The sequence below is a fragment of the Phormidium tenue FACHB-1052 genome (assembly GCF_014696675.1).
GTDB lineage: Bacteria > Cyanobacteriota > Cyanobacteriia > Phormidesmidales > Phormidesmidaceae > Nodosilinea > Nodosilinea tenuis_A.
In genome coordinates this window covers 422,123-447,745 of sequence record NZ_JACJQN010000001.1, presented here as the reverse complement: position 1 = coordinate 447,745, position 25,623 = coordinate 422,123, and the positions used below count along the sequence as shown (strand labels likewise).

The 25,623-nt window shown below is 58.3% G+C and carries 21 protein-coding genes; 6 read left to right on the top strand and 15 right to left on the bottom strand.

The genetic code is table 11. The features are described from left to right. Nucleotides 1-313: 313 nt before the first annotated feature. A complete protein-coding gene (locus H6G07_RS02045; protein ID WP_073606656.1) occupies nucleotides 314-1,846 on the bottom strand; it encodes an N-acetylmuramoyl-L-alanine amidase in 1,533 nt (510 codons plus the stop codon). Between the two features lie 346 nt (nucleotides 1,847-2,192). On the opposite strand from H6G07_RS02045, the gene H6G07_RS02040 reads away from it, so the two are divergent. Then, the gene (locus H6G07_RS02040; protein WP_073606657.1) at nucleotides 2,193-4,601 is read left to right on the top strand and encodes a glycoside hydrolase family 9 protein; all 2,409 of its coding nucleotides are present in this window, start codon (nucleotides 2,193-2,195) and stop codon (nucleotides 4,599-4,601) included. A gap of 111 nt (nucleotides 4,602-4,712) precedes the next feature. Here the strand turns inward: H6G07_RS02040 and folE are convergent, their stop codons facing one another. The 6 genes from folE to H6G07_RS02010 form a co-directional block, all read right to left on the bottom strand. Further along, a complete protein-coding gene (folE, locus tag H6G07_RS02035) occupies nucleotides 4,713-5,420 on the bottom strand; it encodes a GTP cyclohydrolase I FolE (protein ID WP_073606658.1) in 708 nt (235 codons plus the stop codon). 83 nt (nucleotides 5,421-5,503) lie between these two features. Next, nucleotides 5,504-6,241: an SDR family oxidoreductase gene (locus H6G07_RS02030; RefSeq protein ID WP_073606659.1), complete on the bottom strand. Its 738-nt coding sequence runs from the start codon at nucleotides 6,239-6,241 to the stop codon at nucleotides 5,504-5,506. A 304-nt stretch (nucleotides 6,242-6,545) separates the two neighbouring features. Further along, nucleotides 6,546-7,526: an acetyl-CoA carboxylase carboxyl transferase subunit alpha gene (gene accA, locus H6G07_RS02025; protein WP_073606660.1), complete on the bottom strand. Its 981-nt coding sequence runs from the start codon at nucleotides 7,524-7,526 to the stop codon at nucleotides 6,546-6,548. A gap of 135 nt (nucleotides 7,527-7,661) precedes the next feature. Further along, entirely contained in the window at nucleotides 7,662-8,714 is a 1,053-nt protein-coding gene (locus tag H6G07_RS02020; protein ID WP_073606661.1) for a long-chain acyl-[acyl-carrier-protein] reductase, read from the bottom strand. Nucleotides 8,715-8,908: 194 nt separating this feature from the next. Then, nucleotides 8,909-9,604, bottom strand: a complete 696-nt coding sequence (locus H6G07_RS02015) for an aldehyde oxygenase (deformylating) (protein ID WP_073607037.1) — start codon at nucleotides 9,602-9,604, stop codon at nucleotides 8,909-8,911. 544 nt (nucleotides 9,605-10,148) lie between these two features. After that, nucleotides 10,149-10,295 (bottom strand): hypothetical protein, encoded by a 147-nt coding sequence (locus H6G07_RS02010; protein WP_171972932.1) that lies wholly within the window; start codon nucleotides 10,293-10,295, stop codon nucleotides 10,149-10,151. Between the two features lie 190 nt (nucleotides 10,296-10,485). Here H6G07_RS02010 and H6G07_RS02005 point away from each other — a divergent pair, with 190 nt between their 5' ends. After that, nucleotides 10,486-11,457, top strand: a complete 972-nt coding sequence (locus tag H6G07_RS02005) for an ABC transporter ATP-binding protein (protein ID WP_073606662.1) — start codon at nucleotides 10,486-10,488, stop codon at nucleotides 11,455-11,457. A gap of 67 nt (nucleotides 11,458-11,524) precedes the next feature. Here the strand turns inward: H6G07_RS02005 and H6G07_RS02000 are convergent, their stop codons facing one another. The 3 genes from H6G07_RS02000 to H6G07_RS01990 are packed head-to-tail and all read right to left on the bottom strand — an operon-like array spanning nucleotide 11,525 to nucleotide 13,903. Further along, nucleotides 11,525-12,973, bottom strand: a complete 1,449-nt coding sequence (locus tag H6G07_RS02000) for a glycoside hydrolase family 13 protein (protein ID WP_073606663.1) — start codon at nucleotides 12,971-12,973, stop codon at nucleotides 11,525-11,527. A gap of 53 nt (nucleotides 12,974-13,026) precedes the next feature. Beyond that, nucleotides 13,027-13,440 (bottom strand): nuclease A inhibitor family protein, encoded by a 414-nt coding sequence (locus H6G07_RS01995; protein ID WP_073606664.1) that lies wholly within the window; start codon nucleotides 13,438-13,440, stop codon nucleotides 13,027-13,029. A 1-nt stretch (nucleotide 13,441) separates the two neighbouring features. Then, the gene (locus H6G07_RS01990) at nucleotides 13,442-13,903 is read right to left on the bottom strand and encodes a peroxiredoxin (protein ID WP_073606665.1); all 462 of its coding nucleotides are present in this window, start codon (nucleotides 13,901-13,903) and stop codon (nucleotides 13,442-13,444) included. A gap of 142 nt (nucleotides 13,904-14,045) precedes the next feature. On the opposite strand from H6G07_RS01990, the gene H6G07_RS01985 reads away from it, so the two are divergent. Further along, entirely contained in the window at nucleotides 14,046-15,503 is a 1,458-nt protein-coding gene (locus H6G07_RS01985) for a DASH family cryptochrome (protein WP_073606666.1), read from the top strand. Nucleotides 15,504-16,051: 548 nt separating this feature from the next. On the opposite strand, the gene H6G07_RS26610 is transcribed toward H6G07_RS01985, so the two are convergent. From H6G07_RS26610 to ptsP, 3 genes are all read right to left on the bottom strand, one after another. After that, the gene (locus H6G07_RS26610) at nucleotides 16,052-16,180 is read right to left on the bottom strand and encodes a hypothetical protein (protein ID WP_277882035.1); all 129 of its coding nucleotides are present in this window, start codon (nucleotides 16,178-16,180) and stop codon (nucleotides 16,052-16,054) included. A 106-nt stretch (nucleotides 16,181-16,286) separates the two neighbouring features. Continuing rightward, nucleotides 16,287-18,140 carry a glucose-specific PTS transporter subunit IIBC gene (ptsG, locus tag H6G07_RS01980; protein WP_073606667.1) on the bottom strand — a complete coding sequence of 618 codons (1,854 nt, stop codon included), beginning with the start codon at nucleotides 18,138-18,140 and terminating at the stop codon, nucleotides 16,287-16,289. Between the two features lie 382 nt (nucleotides 18,141-18,522). Next, nucleotides 18,523-21,081, bottom strand: coding sequence for a phosphoenolpyruvate--protein phosphotransferase (gene ptsP, locus H6G07_RS01975; protein ID WP_073606668.1), 2,559 nt, complete (start codon nucleotides 21,079-21,081; stop codon nucleotides 18,523-18,525). A gap of 314 nt (nucleotides 21,082-21,395) precedes the next feature. On the opposite strand from ptsP, the gene H6G07_RS01970 reads away from it, so the two are divergent. The 3 genes from H6G07_RS01970 to H6G07_RS01960 are packed head-to-tail and all read left to right on the top strand — an operon-like array spanning nucleotide 21,396 to nucleotide 23,210. After that, a complete protein-coding gene (locus tag H6G07_RS01970) occupies nucleotides 21,396-22,451 on the top strand; it encodes an ABC transporter permease (protein WP_073606669.1) in 1,056 nt (351 codons plus the stop codon). Nucleotides 22,452-22,457: 6 nt separating this feature from the next. Continuing rightward, nucleotides 22,458-22,901 (top strand): DUF6010 family protein, encoded by a 444-nt coding sequence (locus tag H6G07_RS01965; protein WP_073606670.1) that lies wholly within the window; start codon nucleotides 22,458-22,460, stop codon nucleotides 22,899-22,901. Nucleotides 22,902-22,910: 9 nt separating this feature from the next. After that, nucleotides 22,911-23,210, top strand: a complete 300-nt coding sequence (locus H6G07_RS01960; RefSeq protein WP_073606671.1) for a hypothetical protein — start codon at nucleotides 22,911-22,913, stop codon at nucleotides 23,208-23,210. Nucleotides 23,211-23,251: 41 nt separating this feature from the next. Here the strand turns inward: H6G07_RS01960 and H6G07_RS01955 are convergent, their stop codons facing one another. After that, complete coding sequence (locus H6G07_RS01955; protein WP_073606672.1) at nucleotides 23,252-24,436, bottom strand: bifunctional sterol desaturase/short chain dehydrogenase; 1,185 nt, start codon at nucleotides 24,434-24,436, stop codon at nucleotides 23,252-23,254. Between the two features lie 137 nt (nucleotides 24,437-24,573). Beyond that, complete coding sequence (locus tag H6G07_RS01950) at nucleotides 24,574-25,608, bottom strand: hypothetical protein (RefSeq protein ID WP_073606673.1); 1,035 nt, start codon at nucleotides 25,606-25,608, stop codon at nucleotides 24,574-24,576. Nucleotides 25,609-25,623: the final 15 nt, after the last annotated feature.

Sequence of the window (25,623 nt, the reverse complement as noted above, 5' to 3'; positions counted from 1 at the left end):
GATCGCTGGGCACTCAGGGGTAGCCTCAGCAAAATTAAGCAGTAGACGTTGCGGCTGTGGCGATCGAGCGATTTGCAGAGCATCAAGTCTTACCGCATGCCAAAAACGGGAACCGACTCGAAAAATAGGATTCTATCGCTACCCCTCGAGGGTCCGCGCCCTATATCTCTGAACAAATAAGGAGTTTGGTCTGAGGTTAATGCTCTAGGTTCCCCGTTGCCCTTTTTGGAGCCCTTGCTTGGGTCTACCCTACGTTTAGGGCAACTTTGGCTGGTTGAGCGGCTGCACCTACCGGGCGTCATTCACAGTCGGCCTAAGGTTGGCTACCCAAGTAGTTAAGAATTCCCTGGGCAATGGACTGCCCCATCTGCGCCTGCCAGCGCGGATCGCGGAGCTTGGGGGCATCGGTGGCACCGGTCACAAAGCCAATTTCGATTAGGGCAGCAGGCATTGCGGTGCGGCGCAGCACCAAAAACCGCGCTTGGCGAACGCCGCGATCGTTCATGGCCATGGTGCTGAGTACCTGGCGTTGAAGGGCGGCAGCTAGCACCTGCCCAGCATCGGAATAGTAGTAGGTCTCTAACCCATTGACCTCGGGGCGCTGCATATTTACCGCGTTGGCGTGGATGCTGACAAACACCGTGGCCCGAGCCGTTGTGGCCATATCGGCCCGGGGCTGCAAATCGACGGTTTGATCGCTCTGGCGGGTCATCTGTACGGCAATACCCTGGGCTTGCAGCGCGGCAGCTGTGTACTGGGCCACCGCCAGCACCACTCCTTTTTCTTGCAGGCCGCCAATGCCCACCGCGCCGGGGTCAACGCCGCCGTGCCCTGGGTCGAGCATGACGAGCACCTGGCCCTGGGCAGGGCGGGGGGCAGGTGTTGAAGCGACGACCGATGCCGGAACTGCCGCAGCGGGGGGACGGGATTGGGCGATCGGCGGTGGCGTTGTCACCGGGTTAAGCACAGGCAACACGACTGTGGTGGGCGGGGCCGTAATTTGGCTTGGGGCGACGCCGATGGGGGTGACCCAAATGCCGCCGCTGGGTAAGGGAGTGATTTGCCAGTCGGGGCTAAAGCCATCGAGGGTGAGGGTAAGGCGAATGGCAGGCGGGGAGGTGGCAAACTGGTTGATGCTCCAGCGATGAATGCCGTAGCGCCCCTGAGGCAGGGCCTCGGGGATAAGGCCAGGGGCAATGGCCGCATCTAGCAGGTCAATGACAATCTGTCGCGCCTGACTGGCATCGCGAGTGCGGTACACACGCACCTGAGGTGCGGCCCCAGCGGTAGGAATGAAAAAGCCCTCTGCGGTAGTTTGAACGCCGCGCAGTACGGTGGCCGTTGCCCTGACGGCGACGGTACTGACTTGGTTGCGGCTGATCAGCGGCGGCAGCGGTTCGGCCCCAGCCGCTGTCAGCGATCGCGGTCTGGCTGCTTTAGAAAAATCTGGCATGCTCAAGCCGTCATCGGGGGCGATCGCCGCTGTCGAACCCGGTAGCTGCACCACCCACTGCTGGCTGGTCAGGCCCCACACCTTCACCTGTCTGGGGTCGAGACTGTAGTTAGGATTGAGTTCTAGCACCATGCGGGTGGTTTGGGCATCGGCCTGGGTGACTCGTACCGCCGCGACTGCACCGCCAACGAACTGGTCGCCTAGGGCTTCTTCTGTCAAAATGCCCGGCAGATCGATGACCAACCGCTGCGGATCGCTGAGCCAGCTGACCTGCGGCTCTACCGCATTTTCGGTGGAGAACACCAGGCGGTTTTGGCCACTGTCAAATTCCCAGGCCTGAAGCCGTGCGCTGGCTTTGGCCGGTAGGCTGCCAAACAGGCATACCCCAGCCACCCCAACTACTCCAGTAAAAAGCTGCCTTAGCCGCAATCGGGCCGATCTCCCCACACACCACAAAATTTAGCCGGGTTTCTGGCGATCGCAAACCGCAAGCCGAGCTGTATACCCCAGCCCGCGAGCAGCGACCGTTCAGAAAGGAAAGGCTGAATCGGCTTAGATATTAGCTCACTTTTAATGAAGCAATAGCCCAATTGTTTAGCTGGGGTAAAACTTTGGTACAGCGTGGGAACAGGGCTCCACACCTACCGGCGCAGTTTGTACTATAGCCCCAGAGCTGGAGAGGGCATCGTGAGCGCCCGCCCTGCTGCCTTTGGTCAATTGTCCAGGAGAGTTGCTGAGAATGTTGTTTGCTACTGCCCGCCGCTGGCCCCGCCGGACTGCGTTTTTGCTGGGGCTACTGACCTTTTTAATGGCCTGCACAGCCGGTACCCTGCGGCTGCCCAATGCCAGCTCGGCGCAGCCTGCGGTGACGGTGGCGGCGGTTAGCCCAGAGGTGATCGTGGTCTCCCTGCGCCAGGGAACGATCACCCACGCTCGTCAGGAACCCTACCGTCCCCAGCCCCAGGACAAGCTAGAAACTTCGGGCAACGACACCTGGGTGCTGCGGCAGGGGCAGGCGCTGGGCACCTTGGTCAGCCCCGATCAATCGGTGCTCTACGGCTTTGACCGCTACAGTGAGGAGCCGTTTAACGCCAATCGGGCTAGCCAGCCGCGCGGCTACCGCATTCAGTCTGAGGATGACCCCAGCTACCGGCAGCCCGTAACGCCGACGGAGGTCTATCGCAAAAGCAAGCCTATAGACATGGCCCAGGTCAGCCGAGGCGATCGCCGCTGGGTGATGGAGCATCGCTTCTATCTGCGGTTGCCCACCCCCCTCACTCCAGGGCAGACCTACCAGGTGCAGGTCACGGGGCAGGCGCTACCGCCTGTGACGCTGGCTTACCAGCCCGATCGCCAGATCAGTGAGGCGGTGCACGTATCGGCCCTGGGGTTTCGCCCCGACGATGCTCTTAAAGTCGGGTTTTTGTCCACCTGGATGGGTACGGGCGGCGGGCTGAGCTATCCCGAGGGGCTGTCTTTTCAGGTGATTGACGAGGCGACCGATCAGGTGGTGTTGCGGGGACAGGCCAGCCGTCGCTATCGGGATGGAACGGCGGAGGATGGCCGCGATCGCACCTACACCCTCACCGACGTTGACCAGCTCGACTTTAGTGCCCTCAACCAGCCCGGTCAGTACCGGCTCTGTGTAGACACCGTCGGCTGCTCCAACTCCTTTGCGGTGGCCGAAAACGCCTGGCAACAGGCCTTTTATATAGCGGCCCGCGGCTTCTATCACCAGCGCAGCGGCATTGCCCTAGGGCAGCCCTATACCGATATTTCGCGCCCCCGGCCCTTTCACCCCGACGATGGGGTCAAGGTTTACCAATCCACCACGGGGCTAATGGATACGGGCAACGGCCTCAATGCCCAGGGCACTGACGAGGGCAACTTTGCCAACCTGGTCAAGGGCAAGACCGATGAACTGGTGGCCAACGCCTGGGGCGGCTACTTCGATGCGGGCGACTGGGATCGCCGCATTCAGCACCTAGATGTGGCCCGCTGGCTGCTCGAACTGCTCGAACTCTTCCCTGAGCCCCTAGGCGATCTGGCGCTCAACATTCCAGAATCCGCCAACGATCGCCCCGATCTGCTCGATGAGGCCCTGTGGGGCGTCGATTTCTTTCGCCGGTTGCAAACCCCTGAGGGCGGCGTGCGCGGCGGCATTGAGTCGGCAGAGCACCCCAAGCGGGGCGAAACTAGCTGGCAAGAGACACTGCCGGTGATGGCCTACGCCCCCGACCCCTGGAGCAGCTACATCTACGCCGGGGTCGCGGCCCGCACGGCCCGCCTGCTGGAGACCTACACCCCCGACCAAGCGGGGGGCTACCGCGACAGCGCCCTGGCGGCCATGGCTTGGGCCGAGGCCCAGCATCAAGTCGGCATTCAGGCTCAGGAATGGCCCGGCCACCGCATTGAGGCCGATCGCGCCCTGGCAGCCCTGGAGCTGTATGACCTGACGAACGATCGCCTCTGGCACGATCGCTTTGTGGTCGCGCGATCGGCCATTCCCGCCGAGGCGCGCGGCGACTACCGCATCGCCGCCCCCGAACGAGAATTCAATTTTCTCTACAGCCGCCTTCCCGCTGACCAGGTTGATGCCAAACTCCAGGCCGAACTGCGAGCCGCGCTGCTGGCCGAAGCCGATGCCGCTGTGAAAACGGGGCAAACTACCGCCTTTGGCTGGACTAAGGTGCACCCCTCAACCCCCGTCGGCTGGGGCGATGGGCTGGGCGCTCCCAAGGTGCGGATTTTGCTGCGGGCCCACTCGCTGACCGGTGGCGATCGCTATCTCAACGCCGCCCTGCTGGCCTGCCAGTTCTCCGCTGGGGCCAACCCCGACAACATGACCTACACCACTGGCCTGGGCCATAAGTCGCCCCAAAATCCTCTGATCGTCGATCAGCGCATTACCGGCGACCTGCTGCCGGGCATCACCCTCTACGGCCCCATCGACACCGACTTCTACGGCTCTGAATGGTTTTTTGATGAACTGGAATCGGTGGCCGTTCCCCCGGCCCGGCAGTGGCCGTCGGTCGAGACCTACTTCGACATCTACTATGTGCCCAACCTCAACGAGTTCACGGTGATGCAGAGCATGGGCGATGCGGCCTACGCCTGGGGCTACTTGGCGGGGCGCTCACCCTCGTAGGCATCAAAAAAAGGGTTTCTGGGCGACATCCAAGCGTTGGAATTAGCCTACAGAAACCCTTTTTTTAGGAACTATCGCCTCGGCTCGATCCGTGGGCTAGCAGCCTTCAGCTTAGAAGAACGAGGGCTGGTGGCGAATCAGGCTGAGGAACTCCTCGCGCGTCTTAGAATCCTCCTGAAATACCCCCAGCATGGCGCTGGTGACGGTCCAAGAGCCGGGTTTTTGCACGCCGCGCATCACCATGCACATGTGGCTGGCTTCCACCACCACGGCCACGCCCTTAGGATCCAAAATTTCCTGCACCGCTTCGGCAATTTGGCGGTTGAGGCGCTCCTGCACCTGAAGGCGGCGCGAATACATTTCAACAATGCGGGCCAGCTTGCTCAGCCCTACCACCCGCTGGTTGGGAATATAGGCCACATGGGCACGGCCCATAAACGGCAGCATGTGGTGCTCACACAGGCTGAACAGATTGATGTCGCGCACCAGCACCATTTCGTTGTGGCCTTCGTCAAAGATGGCCCCATTCACCAGTTCTTCTAACGACTGCTGGTATCCGCTGGTGAGAAAGCGCATGGCTTCGGCGACGCGCTTGGGAGTTTTGAGCAGCCCCTCGCGCTCAGGATCTTCGCCCACCGACAGCAGCATGGTGCGCACCGCGTCGCTCATGTCTTCTTGGCTGGTCTCGGGGATGGGATACTGCTCGGCTTCCTCTCGGTAGCTGTGGGTGCGATCGGGCCGAATTTCAGGGGCTTTGCCCTTGAGGCCAGCACCGTTGGTGGTTTTGTCGTTCAGGCTGTTTGAGGATGCGATAGTCATAGGGTTTCTAAACACTCCAGAGGTTCAACAGAAATGAGGCCACTCGCTGAGTTGGCCAGGGCGCGATCGGCAAGAAAACTGGTTTACAGGGCACCGCCTGCGGGCATGAGCGTGAGGTCTTCGATCACCGCCTCAGGGGGTAAGAGAATGGTGTGCAAAACGGTCTGAGCGACAATCTCTGGCGTGAGCATGGACGACCGATCAAAATCGGCCTGCACCGTGTCGGTATCCCAAATCGGCGTGTTGACCGCCCCCGGTGACACCGTCACCACCCGAATGCCGTGGGAGCGCTCTTCGGCGGCCAGTACCCGCGACAGAGCCACAATCGCGGCCTTGCTCACGGTATAGGCACCCCAATCGGGAAAAGCCGACCGGGCCGCAATGGAGGCAATGTTGACGATGGTGCCGCCACCGCCCTGCCGCAGCACCGGCAGCACCGCCTGAATGCATTGAAAAACGCTGGTAACGTTCAAATCCATCACCTGCTGCCAGTCAGCTAGGGGCATGGTGGCCAGCGGCCCGGTATAGCCCATGCCAGCATTGTTGACCACGACGTTGAGGGGGCCAAAGTCGGCCAGCACCTCGGCCAGGCGGGGCTGCAAGCCCTCTATCTGGGCCAGGTCAACGGCGTAGGCTTTAGCCAAAACACCGTGGCTGCTCAGCTCCTCCTGCACCGGCTGCAAGGTCTCTAGGGAGCGACCCAGCAGAGCAACGTCATACCCAGCCAAGGCAAGGGCTTGGGCGATCGCCTTGCCGATGCCACGACTCGCCCCCGTTACCAGGGCGCGGCGCGGCAGGTCAGAAGATACAGAATTCTGCAATGGTAGTTACCAATCAACAAAGAACTCAGGACAGCTAACACCCCAGGATCGCCAGAGAATCAGAGCAAACTGCCCCCCGGGAACGGCCCGTGGGCTAGACACTTTTCCTATGTTAACAAATGTAAACAGTTTATGAGCGCCGGTATCGTGGGTAAGCGGTGCAGTCTTTGCCTACCCTGGCGCTGACCGTGGCCGAGCCTATGAACCGAGCATTAACTCCTTCCTGGGGAAACAGGGCTTGAAACCTAGAGCACCGATTTGGTAAAGCAGAACGAGCCACCATTGGCTGCCCAGCCAAAGCGCCCTAGGCGGCTTCGGCAAAGACTCCAATCTGGCGATACTTCTGATAGCGCAACTGCTGGAGGGTGGCGGGCGCGAGCTGAGACAGCTCGGTGATTTGCTCCACCAGCGCCTGCTTGAGAATGTCTGCCGCCTGAATGGGGTTGGCGTGGGCACCCCCCACAGGCTCGGGTAGCAGCTCGTCTAGTATGCCTAACTGCTTGAGATCCCAGGAGGTGATTTTGAGGGCTTCGGCGGCCTCGCCGGAGCGACCCGCGTCTTTCCATAGAATGGCGGCGCAGGCTTCGGGACTGGCTACGGTGTAGACCGAATGCTCAAACATCATCAGGCGATCGCCCACGCCAATTCCCAGAGCACCACCCGATCCGCCTTCGCCAATGATGGTGCAGACAATCGGTACTGTGAGGCCAAACATTTCTCGCAGGTTGTAGGCGATCGCCTCGCCCTGCCCCATTTCCTCAGCCTCGTAGCCGGGGTAAGCACCGGGGGTATCAATAAAGGTAATGATCGGCATTGAGAAGCGATCGGCATGGCGCATTAGCCGCATGGCCTTGCGGTAGCCGCCGGGAGAGGCCATGCCAAAGTTGCGCACCACGTTGTCTTTGGTATCGCGCCCCTTCTGGTGACCCAAGATCACCACGGGTCGGCCCTCCAGCCGGGCGACGCCCCCCACCAGGGCCGGGTCGTCTTTGCCCGAGCCGCGATCGCCGTGCAGCTCCAGCCAGTCGTCAGTAATCGCCTGAATATAGTCGAGGGTGCTGGGGCGGCGGGGATGGCGGGCCACCTGGAGCCGCTGGGCTGGCGTTAGGTTAGAAAAAATCTCCTGGCGCAGGTGGGTGGCGCGGGCCTCTAGCTGCCGTAGTTGGGCCGACACATCCACATCGTTTTCTTCCGCCAGTTCTCGAATCTGGGTAATGCGGGCCTCTAGTTCGACCAGGGGCTTTTCAAAGGACAACAAAATCGACTTGCGCTCAGGTGGGGCCATAGCCAGGGGAGAAACAAATTATTTAACCGGCCAAAGGAGCTAGGAATGCCCTGGTTAACCCAGAAAATTCTTGCCCGTTTGCTATCTAGGATACCAAGCCACAGCCCCTCTGCTGAGGGTAGAAAACCTACCTGCTCAGGAGGGCTCAGTGACTAAAAGAGCCGTATTGAGGTCGAGCAAGGGACGAAACCCGTGCCGCCGCGATGCCTGACCGATCATGTCCATTTTTTCAAGGGTGATTTGGTTGCGCCCCCACGAAAAATTGGTGTACCACTTTTCAAACTCCAGCAGCATGGCTTCTGCAAAACAGGCAAATAGCTGGCGTCCGGGCACATCCATATTCACAATTTGCATAATCCGCCAGTCGATGTCGAGGGAGTGCTCGACAATGCCGCCCTTCAGCACATGGACGCCATCAAAATTAAAGTGCTGGTCGAGATTTTTGGGATAGCCACCGTCAATCATCAGGCAGGGGCGCTTCAAGCTATTGGGGTCAACTTCAACCCCCTTGGCCATGCTGGCCACCCACACCACAATGTCGGCCTTGGGCAGAGCGGTATCGAGATCCATAGCCACACCGCAGCCCAATTCTTCTTGCAGCTGCTGAATCCGCTCTTGGTTGCGGGCAATTAGCAGCAGCTCTTTGATGTCGGTGCGGGCAATCAGCCAGCGACAGACGGCACTGCCAATATCCCCCGTGGCACCGCACACCGCCACGGTGGCGTCAGAGAGGTTGATGCCGAGCTTTTCGGCAGCGGCTACCACCTGTTGGCAAATAATGTAGGCCGTGTGGGTATTGCCCGTGGTAAACCGCTCAAACTCCAGGGTGACGTTGCGCACCTGCTGAATCTGGTTGAGGTTAAAATTCTCAAAAATAATTGACGAGAAACCGCCTAGGGCTGTGATGTCGATGCCGTGCTTCTGGGCATGGGCCATGGCGTTGATGATTTTGCGGGTGGCCGCTTTAATGCGCTTGGCGGCCAGCATCTCAGGTAAAAAGCACGACTCAACGTAGCGGCCTTCGATTTGCTGGCCGGTGGCGCTAGTGACTTTGATCGTATCGACAATTTGGGGTGGGGCGCTGCACCAAAAATCGAGCCCCTGGTCAGCATATTCTGGGTATCCCAGGTCTCGGGCTACAAGCTGGGCGTGGTCAAGGCTGGTTAAATGTCCGATTAGGCCAAACATCGCGTATCTAGGGTACTGGGGAGGGTCTAGGGTATTGAGGAGGGGAAGTGCGCCAAAAGGTTATGGTGCAGGTTAACAATTTACCTACGATAAACTGCCCAGTGCTGGATTGAATAGCACACTGGGCAGGTCAGGGAGGTTTGAAATGGCCGGGCCGCTGACGCTTAGGCTGTTAGCGGCTGCCGGATAGGGGTCTAGACAGCAGCCAGACCTTGGGCTGAGAGTTTCATCACTTCGCGGCTGGAGAAGCCGATGTTGGCTAACGCCTCACCATAGGTAATCATGAAATCTTCAACCAGGGCGTCTTTTTCCATGCCGAGCACTTGGGCATCGTCAGCGACCTGGTTGAGCATGGCCCAGATGATGGGTAGGTTTTGGCGATTGGCCACTTCTAGCTCGGCCTTGGCCGACTCAAAGTTGGCCTTGAGCCATTCTTCACCGAAATTGAGGTGGCTGTATTCGTCTTTGACCACGCCCTCGGTAACTTTGCGCGCAAAGTCATCGGCTACGGGAATGTAAATGTTGTAGGCCGCGATCGCAAAGGTCTCAATGATCAGCGACTGAATTAGCAAGCAGGTGACAATTTTGCCCTCGGCCCAAGCCTGCTGAAAATTTTCGTGCAGCTGGGAGAAAAACTTGGCGGCAAACTCCATGTCGGGAGTCACGGCCAAATTCTTGCCACAGGCCTGAAACCCTTTCATGTGGCGGCTCTCCATTTTCGCTAGGCGCAGCAGGTCATCCTTCGAGTCAGGGATTGACTCCGCCAGCTTGCAGTAGTTGTCGTAGGCTTCTTGCTCGCCCTCAATCACGATGGCATTGATGCGGCTGTAAGCATCTTTGTACTGCGCTGACTGGTAGTCAAGGGTCGAAGTTGTCTCAAGCTGTTGCATGGCCATGGGTACCTGCTGGATAGCGGATAAATGTTTTAGGGATTAATCGCAATAATACTATGCCAAAGTCAACGGGCTTATGGGGGCACTCAGTGGACAGATATGGAGCTATCTTGCCCCAAGCCTAATTCAATCCTGCTACCAATCCATCAGCCTCATAGCGAAAATGGAGCCGATGGCAAAATTTTATAAGTATTGCTAATGAATGGTTTGCGGGGGAAGGAAATCCTTAAACAGGCGATCGCCATCGGTTAGGAAAGGTCTTGTCTTAAAGTTCGCTCTAGATCTCGGTGGCTTTGATGCTGAGTAGAATAGCTACTCCAAAGGCCTTAGCGCTATTTGGAAACAGACTTTGACACACGGTCTCCCCCCTCCGTTGCTCTCCCCTACTTCCTTTTAAAGAGGAATGCACAGGCTCAAGCTTCCCTTTCTCTCAAGAAAATAAAAAGAACTGCAACCGTTTAAATCAAAAACTTTTAATGGCGCGCCCTGAACCCTAAAAACAATCTTGGCTTGCCATAGAATTAAGGTTGAAATTCACAGCTCAAACCGGCAAATTAAACAGAGTTGACAGAGGCGCTGGCACCATATCGCCGCGAAAATCGAGAAGTTGTACTAGCACCAAATAGCCAACGGCCAGCAGCAGAGAAATAACGCCGGTAACGATAGCAACGAGCTTAGAGCGATCCATGGCAGCATTTGGGGGGATGGGATAACGGTGAAGAGAGTCGTTTGGGGCTGAACCTATACCAAGGCCAAGCCCAGCCGGGACTAGCAATAGGTCGGTACCATAGTGCCACGGGGCGGGTACCCTAAACAGAGATGTGCTGACGTTGCCTAACGTCTTAATACGGTTCTATCACGGTTTTGCGAGCACGGGTATGGGCGCTGTATTGTCACAAAATGGGCTTACCACACCGTTAGATCAGGTGCCGGTAGTGCAGACCGAGGGGCTAGGTAAAGCCTATCGCACTGGGTTTTGGCTCAACCAGCAGGTTACTTCCCTCAAACAGTGTTCTCTTACGGTTTATCAGGGTGAAACCTTTGGTCTGCTAGGCCCTAACGGGGCGGGTAAGACGACGCTACTGAAGATTTTGTTAGGCATTATTCGCCCAACGGCGGGCCAGGCTACGCTGCTGGGTCATGCTTTGGGCGACAGTGCGGTCAAACAGCGCATTGGCTACCTGCCTGAGAATGCCTACTTCTACGACTTTTTGACCGGTTGGGAGTTTTTGCAGTACACCGCCGGTCTGTTTGGCCTGTCGCGGGCGGCTCAGCAACGCCGCATTGTGGAGCTGCTTGATCTGGTGGGCCTGTCCCAGGAGGCGGCAAAGAAAAAGCAGCTGCGCCAGTACTCAAAAGGCATGCTCCAGCGCGTGGGCATGGCCCAGGCGTTGATGAATGACCCCGACGTGGTGTTTCTCGATGAGCCGATGTCGGGGCTTGACCCCACCGGGCGCTTTCAGGTGCGGGAAATTATTTTGGCCCTGAAGCGGGAGGGCAAGACGATCTTTTTTAACAGCCACATTTTGTCCGATGTGGAGGTGATTTGCGATCGCATTGCTATTCTCGACCAGGGTGAGCTGATTGCCAGCGGCAGCCTAGACCAGCTGCTGGGCACCGCCGATCAATACGTGGCCAAAGGTCGCGGCGGTCGCATCGCCGAGCTAGAGCCCTGGCTTGAGCCGATGACGGTGCAGGGCGATCTCTGGCAAGGCCATGTCAAAGGTGACCCTTACGAGTTTGCTAAGCAGATCTCTCTAGTGGGCGGGCACCTGATTGCCCTACAGCAGACTCGCCCAACGCTAGAAGAGTTTTTTATCGCTCAAATTCGCCAGCGTCGGGGTGGATAAACGCTCGGGGCGGTGGCCCTGGATAAGGCAATTGGCCCTATCTAGGGCCGATGGGATGTCCTTTGCCTTACTCTACTGTCACCACCACCGCCGATCGCGAGGGCAGTGTCAGGCTGTTCTGGTTCCAGGTGGCCCCGTGGTAGCTAAAGACTTCGTGGACGGTCTGCCCCTCAGAGATTAGGGTATCGGTCGCGATCGCGGGCGCGCTCCCTTCGCCAGCGTTGAGGAAAACGAGGATGCGATCACTCCCCAGCGTGCGGCTAAACCCATAGACCTGGCCCTCGGCGTGCAGTACGTCGTAGGTGCCGATGCGCAGGGCCGGGTGCCGGTGACGCAGCGCAATCAGCTCTCGGTGAACGGTCAGCAGATCGAGGTGCCACTCTTTTTCAGGGGGAAAGGTGCGGCGGCAGTCGGGGTCTAGCTCGCCCGGTAGCCCCACCTCATCGCCGTAGTAAATGCTCGGCGCGCCCGGAAAGGTCAACAGCAGCAGGGTAGACAGCACCATGCTGGCGTCATCCCCATTCACCACCGAGTAGATGCGGGCGACATCGTGGCTAGAGAGCAGGTTAAGCTGGGTGAGTTGAATCTCCCAGGGGTAGAGCGCCAGCAGCTGTTGAATGTTTTCGCCATAGCCCGCCGCATCTAGGGCAGGGTAGGGGTAATAGTGGGGCTTTTCGACTAGATCCATGCGGATGCGATCGCCCGCCGTAAACGCCATCGTTGGCCCGGTGAACATGTAATTCATCACCCCGTCAAACTGAGTGCCGTCAAGCCACTGGCTGGCATCGGTCCACACCTCGCCCACAATGTAGGCCTCGGGGTTGATGGCTTTGATGCGATCGCGAAATTCTTGCCAAAAGCCCTCGGTTTTGATCTCAAAGGGCACATCCAGCCGCCAGCCATCAATGCCCTGGCGCACCCAATACTCACCCACCCGCATCAGGTATTCGCGCACCGCTGGGTGGTCGTGCTTAAAGGCCGGCAGAGCCCGGTTGTCGATCCAACTGCGATAGTTGGCGGGCTGCGACCCGTCGTAGGCCGACAGGGGCCAACCCCCCACCTCAAACCATTCCAGCCAGGGTGAGTTGGGGCCGTTTTCGAGAATGTCGTTAAAGAAGAAAAAGCCCCGGCTACAGTGGTTAAACACCCCGTCCAGCACCACTTTGATATCTTTGGCGTGGGCGGCCTCTAGCAGATCAAAAAAAGCCGGATTGCCCCCCAGTAGTGGGTCAACCTGGTAATAGTCGTGGGTGTGATAGCGGTGATTGCAGGCCGACTGAAAAATCGGCGTCATGTAGATAGCTGTAACCCCTAGATCGGCCAGATAGTCGAGTTTTTCAGCTACGCCCCAGAGGTCGCCACCCTTGTAGCCAAAGGGCGTCGGCGGCGACTCCCAAGGTTCTAGCGTCACCGCCATCGCCGGGTCATTGAGATGCTGCTGGGTACGGGCAAATCGGTCGGGAAAAATCTGGTAGAAGACCGCGTGCTTCACCCAGTCTGGGGTTTGAAAAGCCATAGATACACTGCCTCGGTTGCTACCGTCAGGCTACCGTTATCTGACCGGGGTGGCTACGTCTCGACAACGTGGGTGCAGGCCCCCAGAAAGCAGCCGCTAGAATGCCGCCCCAGCAGGTATACCGTTACATTGACCACACCTACGCGAATGCTGTGGATGTCTTCCAGGTGAGTCTCTAGCACATCGCGGAGATTAGCAAATTTCTGCGCCAGGTGACCGCCCTGTTCGCTGGCCCAGTAGGGGTTGTTGAGCACAGGCCGAAAAAACGTTTCGGCGGGTCGAATTTCGAGGTGCTCCTCGCCAGCCCCTAGCTTGTGGGCCAGGGCCTCCGTATCGGGCAGGGGGTCGGCGTAGATCACCAGGGAGACCAGGGCGTCGCTTTCGCTGGGATACCAGAGACCGGCCATCGCCCCTTCGATGGCCGATAGGGCGATCGCCAGTTCATAGTGCTCGGGTTGAAGTTCCATATCAGGCGGGTTGTAGGGTTTTGAGAATGCCCATGGCCTGCTCTACGTGGCCCTTGGGGTTAAATTGGGAATTAAAAATATGCCGTACCTTGCCCTCTTTGTCGATGATGTAGGTGACTCGACCCGGCAGTAGCCCCAGGGTGGCGGGCACGCCGTAGGCCTTGCGCACGGCAGAGTCGCGATCGCTGACTAGAGTAAAGGGCAGATTGTGCTTCTGGGCAAAAGCTTTGTGGGAGTCAGTCGAGTCGCTGCTGATGCCGATCACCTCGGCCCCTACCGCCACAAAGTCTTCGTAGCTGTCGCGAAACGAGCATGACTCTACCGTGCAGCCAGGAGTGTCATCTTTGGGATAAAAGTACAGCACCACCGCCCGCTGCCCCCGAAAGCTGCTTAGGGTAACGGTCTCGCCCGCCTGGTTGGGCAGCGTAAAGTCGGGGGCTAGGTCACCTACGTTGATTGCCATAGACGCAAATCTCCTGCACGGGGATGGATAGTTCTTTAGAATACTTAATAAACCAACCCTCTGATCAGCGAATAACCCCAGACAGAGCCTCTATCCTCACCCCCCTCACCCTCCCCACCCCCATCATTCTTCTCTTCCCTCCATGACTACTCTCGTCTGGTTTCGCAACGACCTCCGCCTTCACGACCACCAGCCCCTTGACGAGGCGCTGCGGGCCGGTCAGCCGATTATTCCCCTCTACTGTTTTGACCCGCGTCAGTTTGGCCAAACCGCCTTTGGTTTTCCTAAAACGGGAGCCTATCGGGCGCAGTTTTTGCTAGAGAGTGTGGCGGATTTGCGGCGATCGCTCCAAGCCCTGGGCAGCGACCTCGTCGTGCGACTGGGTCAGCCCGAAGACATCATCCCAGAGCTGGTCAAAGCCCACAGCGTTGAGGCGGTCTACTGGCACGAGGAAGTCACCGCTGAAGAACTGCGAGTGGAGCAGGCGGTGGAAACCAAACTAGCGACTATGGGCTGCAAAACGGAGGTGTACTGGGGGGCCACTCTCTACCATCCCGACAACCTGCCCTTTGCTATTAGCCGCTTGCCAGAGGTGTTTACCCAGTTTCGTAAAAAAGTGGAGCAGCACAGCACGGTGGATGTGGCTCTACCCACGCCCCAAAAAATTCTGCCCCTGCCTCAGGTCAATCCTGGCACCATGCCTGCCCTGACAGACTTCGGCTTGGAAGCCCCAAACCTCGACAGCCGTGCTGTACTCACCTTTGAGGGGGGCGAAACGGCTGGCCTGGCTCGCCTCAACCACTATGTGTGGGAGGCTGACTGCCTCAAGACCTACAAGCAGACCCGCAACGGCATGGTGGGGGCCGACTATTCCTCAAAGCTGTCGGCCTGGTTAGCGATGGGTTGCCTCTCGCCCCGGCGGGTATACGAGACCGTGCGAGATTACGAAGCTGAGCGCATCCGCAACGACTCCACCTACTGGCTGGTTTTTGAGCTGCTGTGGCGCGACTACTTTCGCTTTATCTGTGCCAAGCACGGCAACAAAGTGTTTTACCCCTCTGGTCTGCGGGGGCTGTTGATCGACTGGAAACAGGACTGGCAACGCTTCGATGCCTGGCGCAACGGCGAAACCGGCTTTCCGTTGGTGGATGCCAACATGCGCGAGCTGTCCCACTCGGGGTTTATGTCGAACCGAGGGCGGCAGAATGTGGCCAGCTTTCTCACCAAAAACTTGGGTATTGACTGGCGCATGGGGGCTGAGTGGTTTGAGTCGCTGCTGGTCGACCACGACCCATGTAGTAACTACGGCAACTGGAATTACACCGCTGGAGTTGGCAACGACGCGCGGGGCTTCCGCTATTTCAACATTCCCAAGCAGTCGAAGGATTATGACCCCGACGGCCTCTACGTGAAGCACTGGTTGCCAGAACTAACAGATGTTCCTGCTGCTAAGGTGCATGAGCTATGGAAACTTCAGCCGGTGGAGCAAAAGCGCTTTGGGGTTATCCTCGGGGTTGACTATCCGCGCCCGGTGGTAGATTTGCACAAGTCGGTGCAGGCCAACGAAGCGATTTACAATGCCGCCCGCGAAATTGGTTAGAAGTTTGGTGTCGCTGAATTGAAGCATGAATGTGGGTAGGGCATAGGTGCAGCCAAGCCAAAGGCTTTACAGCCGTTTGCCCTCACAAGAGACGTGGCAGTTTTGATTCGTACCTGTAGTCAGCAATGCCAGAAGTTTCTCTAACTCTAAGCTGTAATACTTTATCGCCGAAAAATCGGTAGGCCGTTGCCATAGCCCTAGGGCAAAAGGGAGATAGGCTTAGTTCTCCGCGCTTGGTTGAGGTTAGATAAAGCATGCAGCGCTGCCGCACACATTTACTTAAACGTAGTCTGTGTGACGGCGGACAATGTTGAGCTAACATAAGCTTTATGCAGTGTTGACAATGTCATAGTTCACTGACCGATGCTGGCGGGCTCAGCCCAAAAGATAACGTTAGCAGCTAGAACAAAAGCACCACTAACGCATTTTCATAAATCAAACCTTTAAATCAAAACCTTAAATCAAATCGTTGAATCAGCCATTTAACCTGACAACCCCAGCTTTGGACGGCTGGGGTTTTTTGTGGTTAGCGATAAGCGCTAACGACACTACAGCGATATGGCAGAACGGGCGCAGGTGCCACGGCCCCCCGGCCCGTCGTAGCCCACTAATACCTGATTGCCTACCTGAGCGGCACGGGTGGAGAGATGAACCAGGGTCACATCGGCTATCAACACTGAATTGATGAAACGCTAATTTGCTATGAATTTTGTAGGGCGGTAGGGGCGATCGCATCCCCTACGCCCTAACAGACCCATGGAACCGGACGCTCAGCAGACCAACCTATACCTTGGCTGCGAGTCGCTGGGCGATTTCATCAGCGTACTGATCGGCGTTGAGCCCAGTCACCAGGTGCAGCACGTCATTCTGTAGCCGCATGATGCCTTGAACCCCAGCAGCCTGGAGCGCGGTTTCATCAATGGCGGCGGGGTCGGTGACTTCTACTCGCAGGCGGGTCAGGGCGACGGAGTCAACGGTGCGAATGTTGTTGGCACCGCCTAGAGCCGCGATCGCAGCCTCGGCTTTTTGGGCCACTTGGGGGTCAGAGGGAATTGCGATCGGATCGGGGGTGGTCTCATTCACAAAGCCTGTGGCAGGTACCTCTACTACATCGGCTTCAGGGCCAGCGGTTTTGAGGTAGTCGGCCATATCGGTCTTGAGGTTGTCAGACTGGGGGCCAAAAATAGCCTGGGCATTTTGCCCCATCTGTAACACCCCAGAGGCTCCCAGCGCCTTTAGGCGGGGGACGTTGACCTTTGCCATATCGTCTACGCTAATCCGCAGACGGGTAATACAGGCATCTAGGTTTTTGATGTTGCTGCGACCGCCAAAGGCCAGCACCAGGGCCTTAGCCATTTCAGCTTTGTCGCCTGTGATGGCGGCGGTGGATTCATCTGCATCCACATCCTCTTCGCGGCCTGGAGTCATGAGGTTGAACTGGCGAATGGCAAAGCGGAAGATGAAGTAATACAGCGCTACAAACACCGGAGCCAGGGCCGGAATCAGCCAAACCCGCGTCCCCAAGCTGTTGAACAGCACAAAGTCGATCAGTCCGTGGGAGAAGGTAAAGCCCATACGTCCGCCCAGGGTGACAAATAGCCAGTCGGCAAACCCGGCCAGCACGGCGTGAATGGCGAACAGCTGAGGGGCAACGAACAAGAACGAGAACTCAATTGGTTCAGTGATGCCGGTCAAAAACGAGGTCAGAGCGGCAGAAATCATCAGACCGCCGACCTGCCTGCGGTTTTTGGGTTTGGCGCTGTGCCAAATGGCGATCGCCGCTGCTGGCAGCCCAAACATCTTGAACCAGTAGGCTCCACCCAAAATCCCTGCGGTGGGGTCGCCCGCAAAGAAACGCGCAATATCACCCCGCACAGTCTCCCCGGTAATTGGGTCTTGGAATGAACCAATCTCAAAGAAGAACGGCACGTTCCAGACGTGGTGCAGCCCAAAGGGAATGAGCAAGCGCTCAATAAAGCCATAGAGGGCCACGGTCAGCGGCACGTTGCCGCCCTCCGCTGCCGCCTGGGCAAAGCTGTTGATGCCAGCCCCAATGGGCGGCCAAATCACGCTCATCACTAAGCCCGTCAGAATGGCGGCAAAGGCCGTGATAATTGGCACAAACCGCTTACCGGCAAAAAAGCCCAGGTAGCGGGGCAGGCTGATGCGAAAGAATTTGTTGAACATATAGGCCGCGATGCAGCCCATAATCAGGCCGCCAAACACCCCCGTATCCAGCGTGGGGATGCCCAGCACTGTCTTGGTTTCTAAGCCCATGCCGAGGGCGACGGTGCCCAAGGTGGCGAGAAATACTACGAAGCCGACGGTGGCAGCCAGGGCCGAGACCCCATCGTTGCCGGTGTAGCCGATCGCCACGGCGATCGCAAAAATCAGCGGCAGACTGGCAAAAATAGCGTCCCCAGACGTTTTCATAATGGCGGCCAGCCACTCCGGCAGCCACCAAAACTTCGGATCGCTGAGCACGCCCTGCTCAATCTGCTGAAGCTCGATCAGCCGAGCGCTGCCCAGGCCCAGCAGCAGGCCCGCCACCGGCAGCACTGACACGGGAAGCATCAGCGACTTCCCCATTTTTTGCAGCAGCCCGAAGGTGTGGTTCCAGGTTTCTTTAATTTTCATAGAGGGTCAAGGGGTAGGGGGTGATGGGGTGGATGGGCGATGGAGTGAATCAAAGGGGCCTACACAGCGGAGTTTATGTCTCTCATCGATTCGTTAGCAGAACAGAGGTTTAAACCGATGATCAGCTAATCCTTGCCGTGGGGTGAAGGGCGGCGGAATGCCCTTTGAGAAGGGGGGCTGGGGCCAGCGAAATGGCCCCAGCGGCAGGCTTGGCTTTTGCCGTCAATCGTGCGCCACGCTTTCCTGCAAGCTATCGATTTGAATACTGCGTAGCTCATGGTGGGCCGTGCCCACCCTACGGGGCTTTGGGTTTTCGAGGATGGCGCATTGGCGGGGCAAAGTGGAATGACACCGATCGCAACCTCATACCGCCGAATGCACCCTACGCTTCTTCTAGCGGCACCAGATCGCGCACCTGGGCGGCAGAGTCTAAATTCAATGCCTGCTGCGCTAAATCTTGGCACTGAGCTAGGGTCAAGCCCCGCACCTGAGCTTTCACCGCCGGAATCACCGGCACGCTGACGCTGAGTTCTTTCACACCCAATCCCAGCAGAATGGGAACCGCCTGGGGGTCGCCCGCCATACCGCCGCAGACACCGACCCATTTGCCGTGCTTGTCGGCCCCGCGCACCGTCAGGTCAATCATGCGCAGCACGCTGGGGTTGAGGGCATCGACGTAGGGGGCCAGCTTGGGGTGGCCGCGATCCATCGCCAGGGTGTATTGGGTTAGGTCATTAGTGCCAATGGAAAAAAAGTCCACCTGTTCTGCAAACCGCTCAGCGGACACAGCGGCAGCGGGCACCTCGACCATGATGCCGATTTCGATAGGCGGCACGCCCAGCTTTTGGCGCTCCTCTTCCATCACTGCCTTGGCCATCTCTAACTCCTCCATGCGGGCAATCATGGGGAACATGACCCGCGCTTTGCCAGCGGTAGAGGCTCTGAGAATGGCGCGAAACTGGGTGCGCATCAGCTCGGGGCGATCGAAGCCCAGGCGAATGCCCCGTTCACCGAGGAAGGGATTCTCCTCGTGGGCCATAGGCAGGTAGGGCAGGGGTTTGTCGCCGCCCACATCCAGGGTGCGAATAATCATGGGGCGATCGCCCAACACCCTCAAAATACTTGAGTAAATCACCTCCTGCTCGTCCTCAGTGGGGGCCGAGCTGGCCTCCATAAACACAAACTCGGTTCTGAGCAGACCGACCCCTTCGCCACCCACCTTGAGGGAGGCCTCAGCGTCTTTTTGGCTGCCAATGTTGGCGACCACCTCGATCTGCCGCCCATCCTGGGTGATGGCGGGTTCGAAAGCGTGCTCCAGATCCTCTGCCTGCCTGGCCTTTTGGCGAGTGATACGGTCTTGGGTGGCTTCTAGCTCGTCTACGGAGGCGTTGAGCCTCACCCGCCCCTTGGTGCCGTCGAGAATCACCGGGGTGCCGTCAGCAAAGTCTAGAATGCGGGGTTCGATGCCCGCGATCGCCGGTATGCCCATCGACCTAGCCAAGATCGCTACGTGAGAGGTAGCTCCCCCCGCCACCGTAGCAAAGCCCACCACTCGGGCTGGGTCAAGGTTGGCCATATCCGAGGGAGTGAGGTCTTCGGCCAGCAAAATGCTCTCGGCGGGCAAAACCAGGGCTTCTGCCTTGACGCCTGTGAGAATGCGGAGCACGCGATCGCCCACATCCCGCAGATCATTCGCCCGCTGGGCCAGCAGCTCGCTCTTGAGCCGAGCCAGGGTATCGGCCTGGGCGGTGTAGGTCTGCTGCCAGGCAAAGGCGGCGCTCTTGCCCTGGTCGATCGCACTACTGGCCATATCCATCAGCTCTGGGTCTGCCAGTAGCTCCTGGTGGGCCGCAAAGATGGCGGCTTTGCTGGGGTCGCCCTGGCCGTGCACCTTGGCCCGCAGGCTCTCGATCTCAAGGGCAGCTTGGTCGATCGCTCTGTCGAGCTTGCGGCGCTCGACCTGGGGGCTATCGGCGGTTTCCTCGACGCGAATCTCCTGCCGTCGCTGGCGGTAGGTGTTGCCCACGGCCACCCCTGGTGAAGCGGCTACGCCCAAGATCATGTTGGGGTCGTCGCTCTTGGGCCGAGGAGCCGGGGCCGAGATCTCGGCTTGGGCAATGCTGGCGGCGGCAGTCACAGGAACGGCCCCCTCTTCGCCCAGGCCATCGTGCAGGGCGGTGGAGAGTTCTGCGATCGCTGCCTCGGCATCGGCTCCAGTGGCCGCCAGCGTCACCGTCTCGCCTCGGCCAATTTCCAGCCCCATGATCGCCACCACGCTGCGAACGTTGGCGCTGTCGCTGCCCCGATGCAGGCGGATGGCCGACTGATATTTTTTCGCTAATTGGGCCAGCACCGCCGCTGGTCGAGCGTGCAGCCCCACCGGATTGGGAATGACAATAGCCTCAGAGGTCACCGTTGACCCCGATTCCTGAACACTTTCGGTAGTCTCTCCAACCAGCACCAGTTCCAAGATAGTGTCGCGGGCGGCGTTGACCATACCGCTGGTGGGTTTGAACTGGGCGACGCGATCGCTGTTGGTCACCACAATCTGAGTCAGCAAGCTGCGGGCGTGCAGCGCCACATAGTCGGCGTCAAACTCAATTAAGGTGTCGCCAGATTTAACGCGATCGCCCACCTTTACCCTGGCCGTAAACCCCTCACCCTTTAAAGCTACGGTATCCAGACCAATGTGCATCAAAATTTCAATGCCCTCGGTGGTCTTCACGGTGACTGCATGGCTAGCGCTGTGGATTTGCACAATATCCCCATCGCAGGGGGCTAGCAGCACCTGACTGGTTGGGTCGATAGACACACCATCGCCCACCATTTTTTGCGCAAATACTGGGTCAGGCACGGTTTCTATCGGAACTACTAGCCCCGACAGCGGGGCCGTTAAAACCAGACGGTTGGTTTTGGTGGGGGGGGCTTCAAGGGCTGTCATAGGTAGATCCTGGAGAAAATGTGATGCGGGGTTTATTAGGGAACCGTCAAATGACTTTGGGGTATGACAAAGTTCAGTCTGAGTCAGGCAAAGGCGTGGTGTTGAGCGTTGCCTTTTGGGGGGAATATAAACATCAAAGATGATGGCTACCCTAGTGGGTTCAATTCAGCAATCTAACGTTGCAAAGTAGTCGGGTAAGTATCGGTTTTGTTAGGTGCGATCGCCCCCACCGCCATCAGCATCAATATCAATAGGCTGGGCGCGATTGGTTTAGAATCACCACAGATAGCCCTTTAATCTCTGTGCATTTGGGAATGGCTCAGTCTTCTACTCCTCGCCGCCCTTCAGTCAGCCCCTGGGAACGCCTGGTGGTCTTGGCCAACAGCGAAACCGTCCTCTATGTGCTGAAGCGTATCTTGCAGGCCGCCCTGACGCTGCTGCTGGCCTCGGCCCTCAGCTTCTTTGTAATTCAGCTCGCGCCGGGCAATTTTCTCGATCAGTATCGGCAAAGCCCGCAGTTTTCGCCCGAGACCCTGGCACAGCTAGAAGCCCAGTTTGGCCTCGACCAGCCCGCCTGGCGGCAGTACCTCAACTGGCTCTACCAGGTGATCTTCCACGGCAACTTTGGCCTCAGCTTTGCCTACCAGCGCCCAGTGATCGACCTGCTCTGGGAGCGGGTGCCTAATACCCTGTTGCTCGCCTTTGCAGCCTTTTTGGTTACCTGGCTAATCGCCATTCCTATGGGCATTGTGAGTGCTGTCAACCAAAACCGCCCTACCGATCGCGTGTTGCGGGTGCTGAGCTATCTGGGGCAGGGCATGCCCAGCATTGTCACCGGCCTGCTGCTGCTGTTTTTTGCTCAGAGCGTGGCCCCGCTGTTCCCCATCGGCGGACGCACCAGCATTATCCACGACGACCTCAACTGGTTTGGCAAGCTCGTGGATGTGGGCTGGCACCTGATCTTGCCGACCCTGGCCCTGAGCATCACCAGCTTTGCCGGGCTCCAGCGGGTGACCCGAGGGCAACTGCTCGACGTGCTGCGCCAAAACTACATTCAAACCGCCCGCGCCAAAGGCTTGTCAGAAAATCGCGTGGTTTACGTCCATGCCCTGCGCAATGCGGTGAACCCGCTGATCACGCTTCTGGGCTTTGAGTTTGCGGGTTTGCTGGGCGGCTCATTCATTACCGAAACCTATTTCAACTGGCCTGGTTTAGGGAAACTGACCCTTGAAGCGGTGCAAGCTCAGGACTTGTATCTGGTGATGGCCAGCTTGATTACGGGGGCGGTGCTGCTGATTGTGGGCAACCTGCTGGCGGATCTAGCGCTGAGCTTTGCTGACCCGCGCATTCGCCTCTCAGACATCAACTAGTGGCCTATGATCGCCTTAACCTATCTACTGTTGGGCGCTTTGGGCGCGGTTGTTTTCTTGGGGCTCGCCGCGCAGTCACCGCAGGAAAATCGCATTCTGGCCCTCGGGCTGGGGATAGCCGCAGTTCTCTATATTGCCTTTGCCTGGATTGGGCAGGCCTCAGCGGCATGGGTGGTCACTGAAATGGGCGGGGCTCTTGGCTATGGGGTAGCGGCTGGCCTGGGTCTGTACCGATCGCGCTGGTGGCTAATGCTGGGATGGCTAGCGCATCCCCTATGGGATGTCGGGCTACACGTGCTAGGCCGTGGCTCAGCCTTTGCCCCTCAGGGGTATGCCATTAGCTGCATCAGCTTTGATCTAGTGGTGGCCATCTATATTCTGATTACCCAGCTAACCCGTAGCCGGGCAACGCCTGACCCCATCTCGGCCCTATCGAGCCTTAAATCTTAACGTTGAACTATGGTTTCTCAACTCTATTATTTGCTGCGATCGCGCGCCGACGGCAGCTATTTGGTCGCCCGCCCCCACGGTGCTAGCCCCGATCAACCTCTTCCTACGGGGTTTCTGCTGGTGTTTACTGCCGACTACGATGCCCTCAGCTACCTCAACGCCCACGCCCCCGAGCTGAGCGACAAATTTGCGATCGAGACCATCACCGCCTCTAGCCTCAAACCCTTAATCAACCGCTGGGATTTCCAGGGTTTGGGCATGGTCAACGACCCCCGTCTGCCCCAAGTCGAGTTCTTTAACCGTAGCTAGTTGGGCAAAATTTAGCAGCGAGAGTTGTGAACCTATGATCATCAGCTCTCACTGGAGCGAGTAAAGAGCCTGAAATAGATCCCCTGACTCAGTTCTTTGATCGGAAATAACAAATAGGTCAGCGGGTTGATGGTGACGATGATGTTGCGCACGTTGCGCTTGGCCAACGCTACCACCGCCCAGGCTACCCAATCGGCAGACATTACCCCCACTGGGTTGAGGTTGCTCTTAAATGGCCCCAAGACCACCTTGCGCACTACGCAGGGTGCATCGAGCCGCCGCAGACTCACCAAATCGCCCATCAGTCGTTTAGACAATTCGTATAGCGGGCTAAAAGCCGGGTTTACCTCGGCTTCGGAGGTGTTGACCCAGACTTCTTTGGTAGCCCGCTGGGGTGAGGTTTCTACGGTGCTAAAAAAGACTTCCATCCAACGGTGGCCTGAAAGGGCGTTGGCCTCCAGCGAGGTTTGAATGGCTTCAGGGGTGCGATCGCCATGCACATTCAGCCCGTGGTTCAAAATCAAAATATCCACCTTCTTGAGCGCCTCGCGCAGATCGGCTTCAGCCCCAGGCTGCCACTGCCAGCAGGGAATGCCCTCCTCAAAGGTGGCATTGGGGGAAGTTGTCAGGGCGATCGGGCGAGCCTTTTGGCGAACCAACTCCTTGAGCAGGGCGCGGCCCATCGTGCCCGACGCGCCAGTAACCGCCACGGTTTTGCCCTTGAGAGAAACAGCGGTGCCCATCAGCTTGTCCAGACCCGTAAAGTAGCCAGCAAAGTAGGCGTTGGTGTCGTCGAAGTGGTGCCGCCAGTGGTAGGTGCGGTTCACGCGCCAGTTGCCGGGGATTGTGGTGAGTTCGCCGGGTTCGTGGGTGAGGTCGGTGGTCAGCAACCAGCCCTGGGAGCGGGCGATCGCAGCCAGCAAAAACCCCAACCCATATAGTGACCCCAGCCACAGCCCAGCGATGCCAGTAGAAATCGCTAGACCCGCCAGTGCCCCAGTCATGACAATGGCTTCGGGGGTGTCGTTATAGAGCTGAGCCTGGCGATAGAGGTCGGAGCTAACGGGGGTAAAGTCTTTTTTATAGGCCCGATGATGCCAGTTGTGAAGGCGCATGAGGGGCGGCCAGTAGTGGCTGACCATATGATAAATATCGCGCACCGCCTCTGCTACTAGGATCGCGATCGCGCCCCACAATCCCTGCCAAACAACCGTTTCAAGCGGCATATAAAAATCCACACCACATCGAGCAATTCACATTCTGACACGACTTGCTGCGGGGTGCAGGGCTCACAACAATAGCAAAGCCCAGAGGTGATCCTCCGGGCTTTGCTATTGCTCAGGATTTAGCCAAACAGAAACAGCTAAGCCGCGGGCTCTTCGGCTGTAGAAGGCGCACCCACTGGGCGCGATACCTCAATACCGTTCTCTTCTAGCACCACCACCGGATCGCTACCGCGCATATCGATGCGCTTAACCAATACCTGGCCGTTCGAGACCCGCTGACCCGCCTTGACGTATTGACTCCCAGCAGAGGTCTCTACCACAGCAAAGTTCTCGTTGCCAATGGTCATCACCCCGGTCACCTGCACGGCCTGCGCCAGAGTGGGCTGCGGGAGCTGGGGTAGCGGTGCTAATGGCGGCGGGGCTGTGGGTCGTCCAGCACCAGCGTTGCCCGCAGCGGCCCCTGACCCACCCGATGTACTACCCGCAGCGCCAGTAGTACCACCAGATCTAGCTGCACCAGCGCCACTGCCACCAGCCCTAGCCACAGCGGATCCAGCGCCACCACCTGCACCTGCTCTGCCACCCCCCGCGGTGTTACCAGCCGTAGCCGTGCCAGGGGACGTGCCTCCTGGGGGCGGCGGTGGAGCAATCACCCGGGGCGGCGGCGGGGGAATGGGCACTATGGCGAAGGGATCGGTACGGCTGTTGTTAATTTGCTGAAGCCGCTCGTTGGGGTCTGTAGACTGAATTAGATCGGCCCGAGCAATGGGAGAGAACTGAGGTGCAATGGGCACCAGAGGCTCGGCAAAGTCCTCTTGGGTCGCCACTGGCTCGTCAGGTACTGGCACCGACTCTACCGGAACTTCTTCCGCAGGAATGCTCTCTTCAATGGGGGCACCGGCCTGCTGGGCTCTCTGGGCAATAAACCCGCCTAAGAAAGGCACCGACGCCAGCATGGACAGCAGCCCGCCTACGGATATCAGGAAGCTGTTGCGAGCCCACTTGCGGCCTCGAAACTTAATCCAATAGACCAGGAGAGCAAAGGGGACAAGCAGCGACAGCAAACCCCAGACAGGGCTAACCTTAAACGCGTCTACAATGCCAACGATGCTGCCCACAGTAGCCAGCAAAAAGCCGAGAATAAATAAGACTAAAAACGCGATCGCCCCCATGGCTTAGCCTCCTTG

Bases quoted from the DNA above. Each gene is read 5' to 3' on its own strand.
- H6G07_RS01950 (WP_073606673.1), bottom strand. From the start codon at position 25,608: ATGGGGGCGATCGCGTTTTTAGTCTTATTTATTCTCGGCTTTTTGCTG.
- H6G07_RS01990 (WP_073606665.1), bottom strand. From the start codon at position 13,903: ATGGCAATCAACGTAGGTGACCTAGCCCCCGACTTTACGCTGCCCAAC.
- H6G07_RS01970 (WP_073606669.1), top strand. From the start codon at position 21,396: ATGGCTCAGTCTTCTACTCCTCGCCGCCCTTCAGTCAGCCCCTGGGAA.
- H6G07_RS01960 (WP_073606671.1), top strand. From the start codon at position 22,911: ATGGTTTCTCAACTCTATTATTTGCTGCGATCGCGCGCCGACGGCAGC.
- ptsP (WP_073606668.1), bottom strand. From the start codon at position 21,081: ATGACAGCCCTTGAAGCCCCCCCCACCAAAACCAACCGTCTGGTTTTA.
- H6G07_RS02020 (WP_073606661.1), bottom strand. From the start codon at position 8,714: ATGTTTGGCCTAATCGGACATTTAACCAGCCTTGACCACGCCCAGCTT.
- H6G07_RS01995 (WP_073606664.1), bottom strand. From the start codon at position 13,440: ATGGAACTTCAACCCGAGCACTATGAACTGGCGATCGCCCTATCGGCC.
- H6G07_RS02010 (WP_171972932.1), bottom strand. From the start codon at position 10,295: ATGGATCGCTCTAAGCTCGTTGCTATCGTTACCGGCGTTATTTCTCTG.
- accA (WP_073606660.1), bottom strand. From the start codon at position 7,526: ATGGCCCCACCTGAGCGCAAGTCGATTTTGTTGTCCTTTGAAAAGCCC.
- H6G07_RS01955 (WP_073606672.1), bottom strand. From the start codon at position 24,436: ATGCCGCTTGAAACGGTTGTTTGGCAGGGATTGTGGGGCGCGATCGCG.
- folE (WP_073606658.1), bottom strand. From the start codon at position 5,420: ATGACTATCGCATCCTCAAACAGCCTGAACGACAAAACCACCAACGGT.
- H6G07_RS02015 (WP_073607037.1), bottom strand. From the start codon at position 9,604: ATGCAACAGCTTGAGACAACTTCGACCCTTGACTACCAGTCAGCGCAG.
- H6G07_RS02040 (WP_073606657.1), top strand. From the start codon at position 2,193: ATGTTGTTTGCTACTGCCCGCCGCTGGCCCCGCCGGACTGCGTTTTTG.
- H6G07_RS02005 (WP_073606662.1), top strand. From the start codon at position 10,486: ATGGGCGCTGTATTGTCACAAAATGGGCTTACCACACCGTTAGATCAG.
- H6G07_RS01965 (WP_073606670.1), top strand. From the start codon at position 22,458: ATGATCGCCTTAACCTATCTACTGTTGGGCGCTTTGGGCGCGGTTGTT.
- ptsG (WP_073606667.1), bottom strand. From the start codon at position 18,140: ATGAAAATTAAAGAAACCTGGAACCACACCTTCGGGCTGCTGCAAAAA.
- H6G07_RS02000 (WP_073606663.1), bottom strand. From the start codon at position 12,973: ATGGCTTTTCAAACCCCAGACTGGGTGAAGCACGCGGTCTTCTACCAG.
- H6G07_RS01985 (WP_073606666.1), top strand. From the start codon at position 14,046: ATGACTACTCTCGTCTGGTTTCGCAACGACCTCCGCCTTCACGACCAC.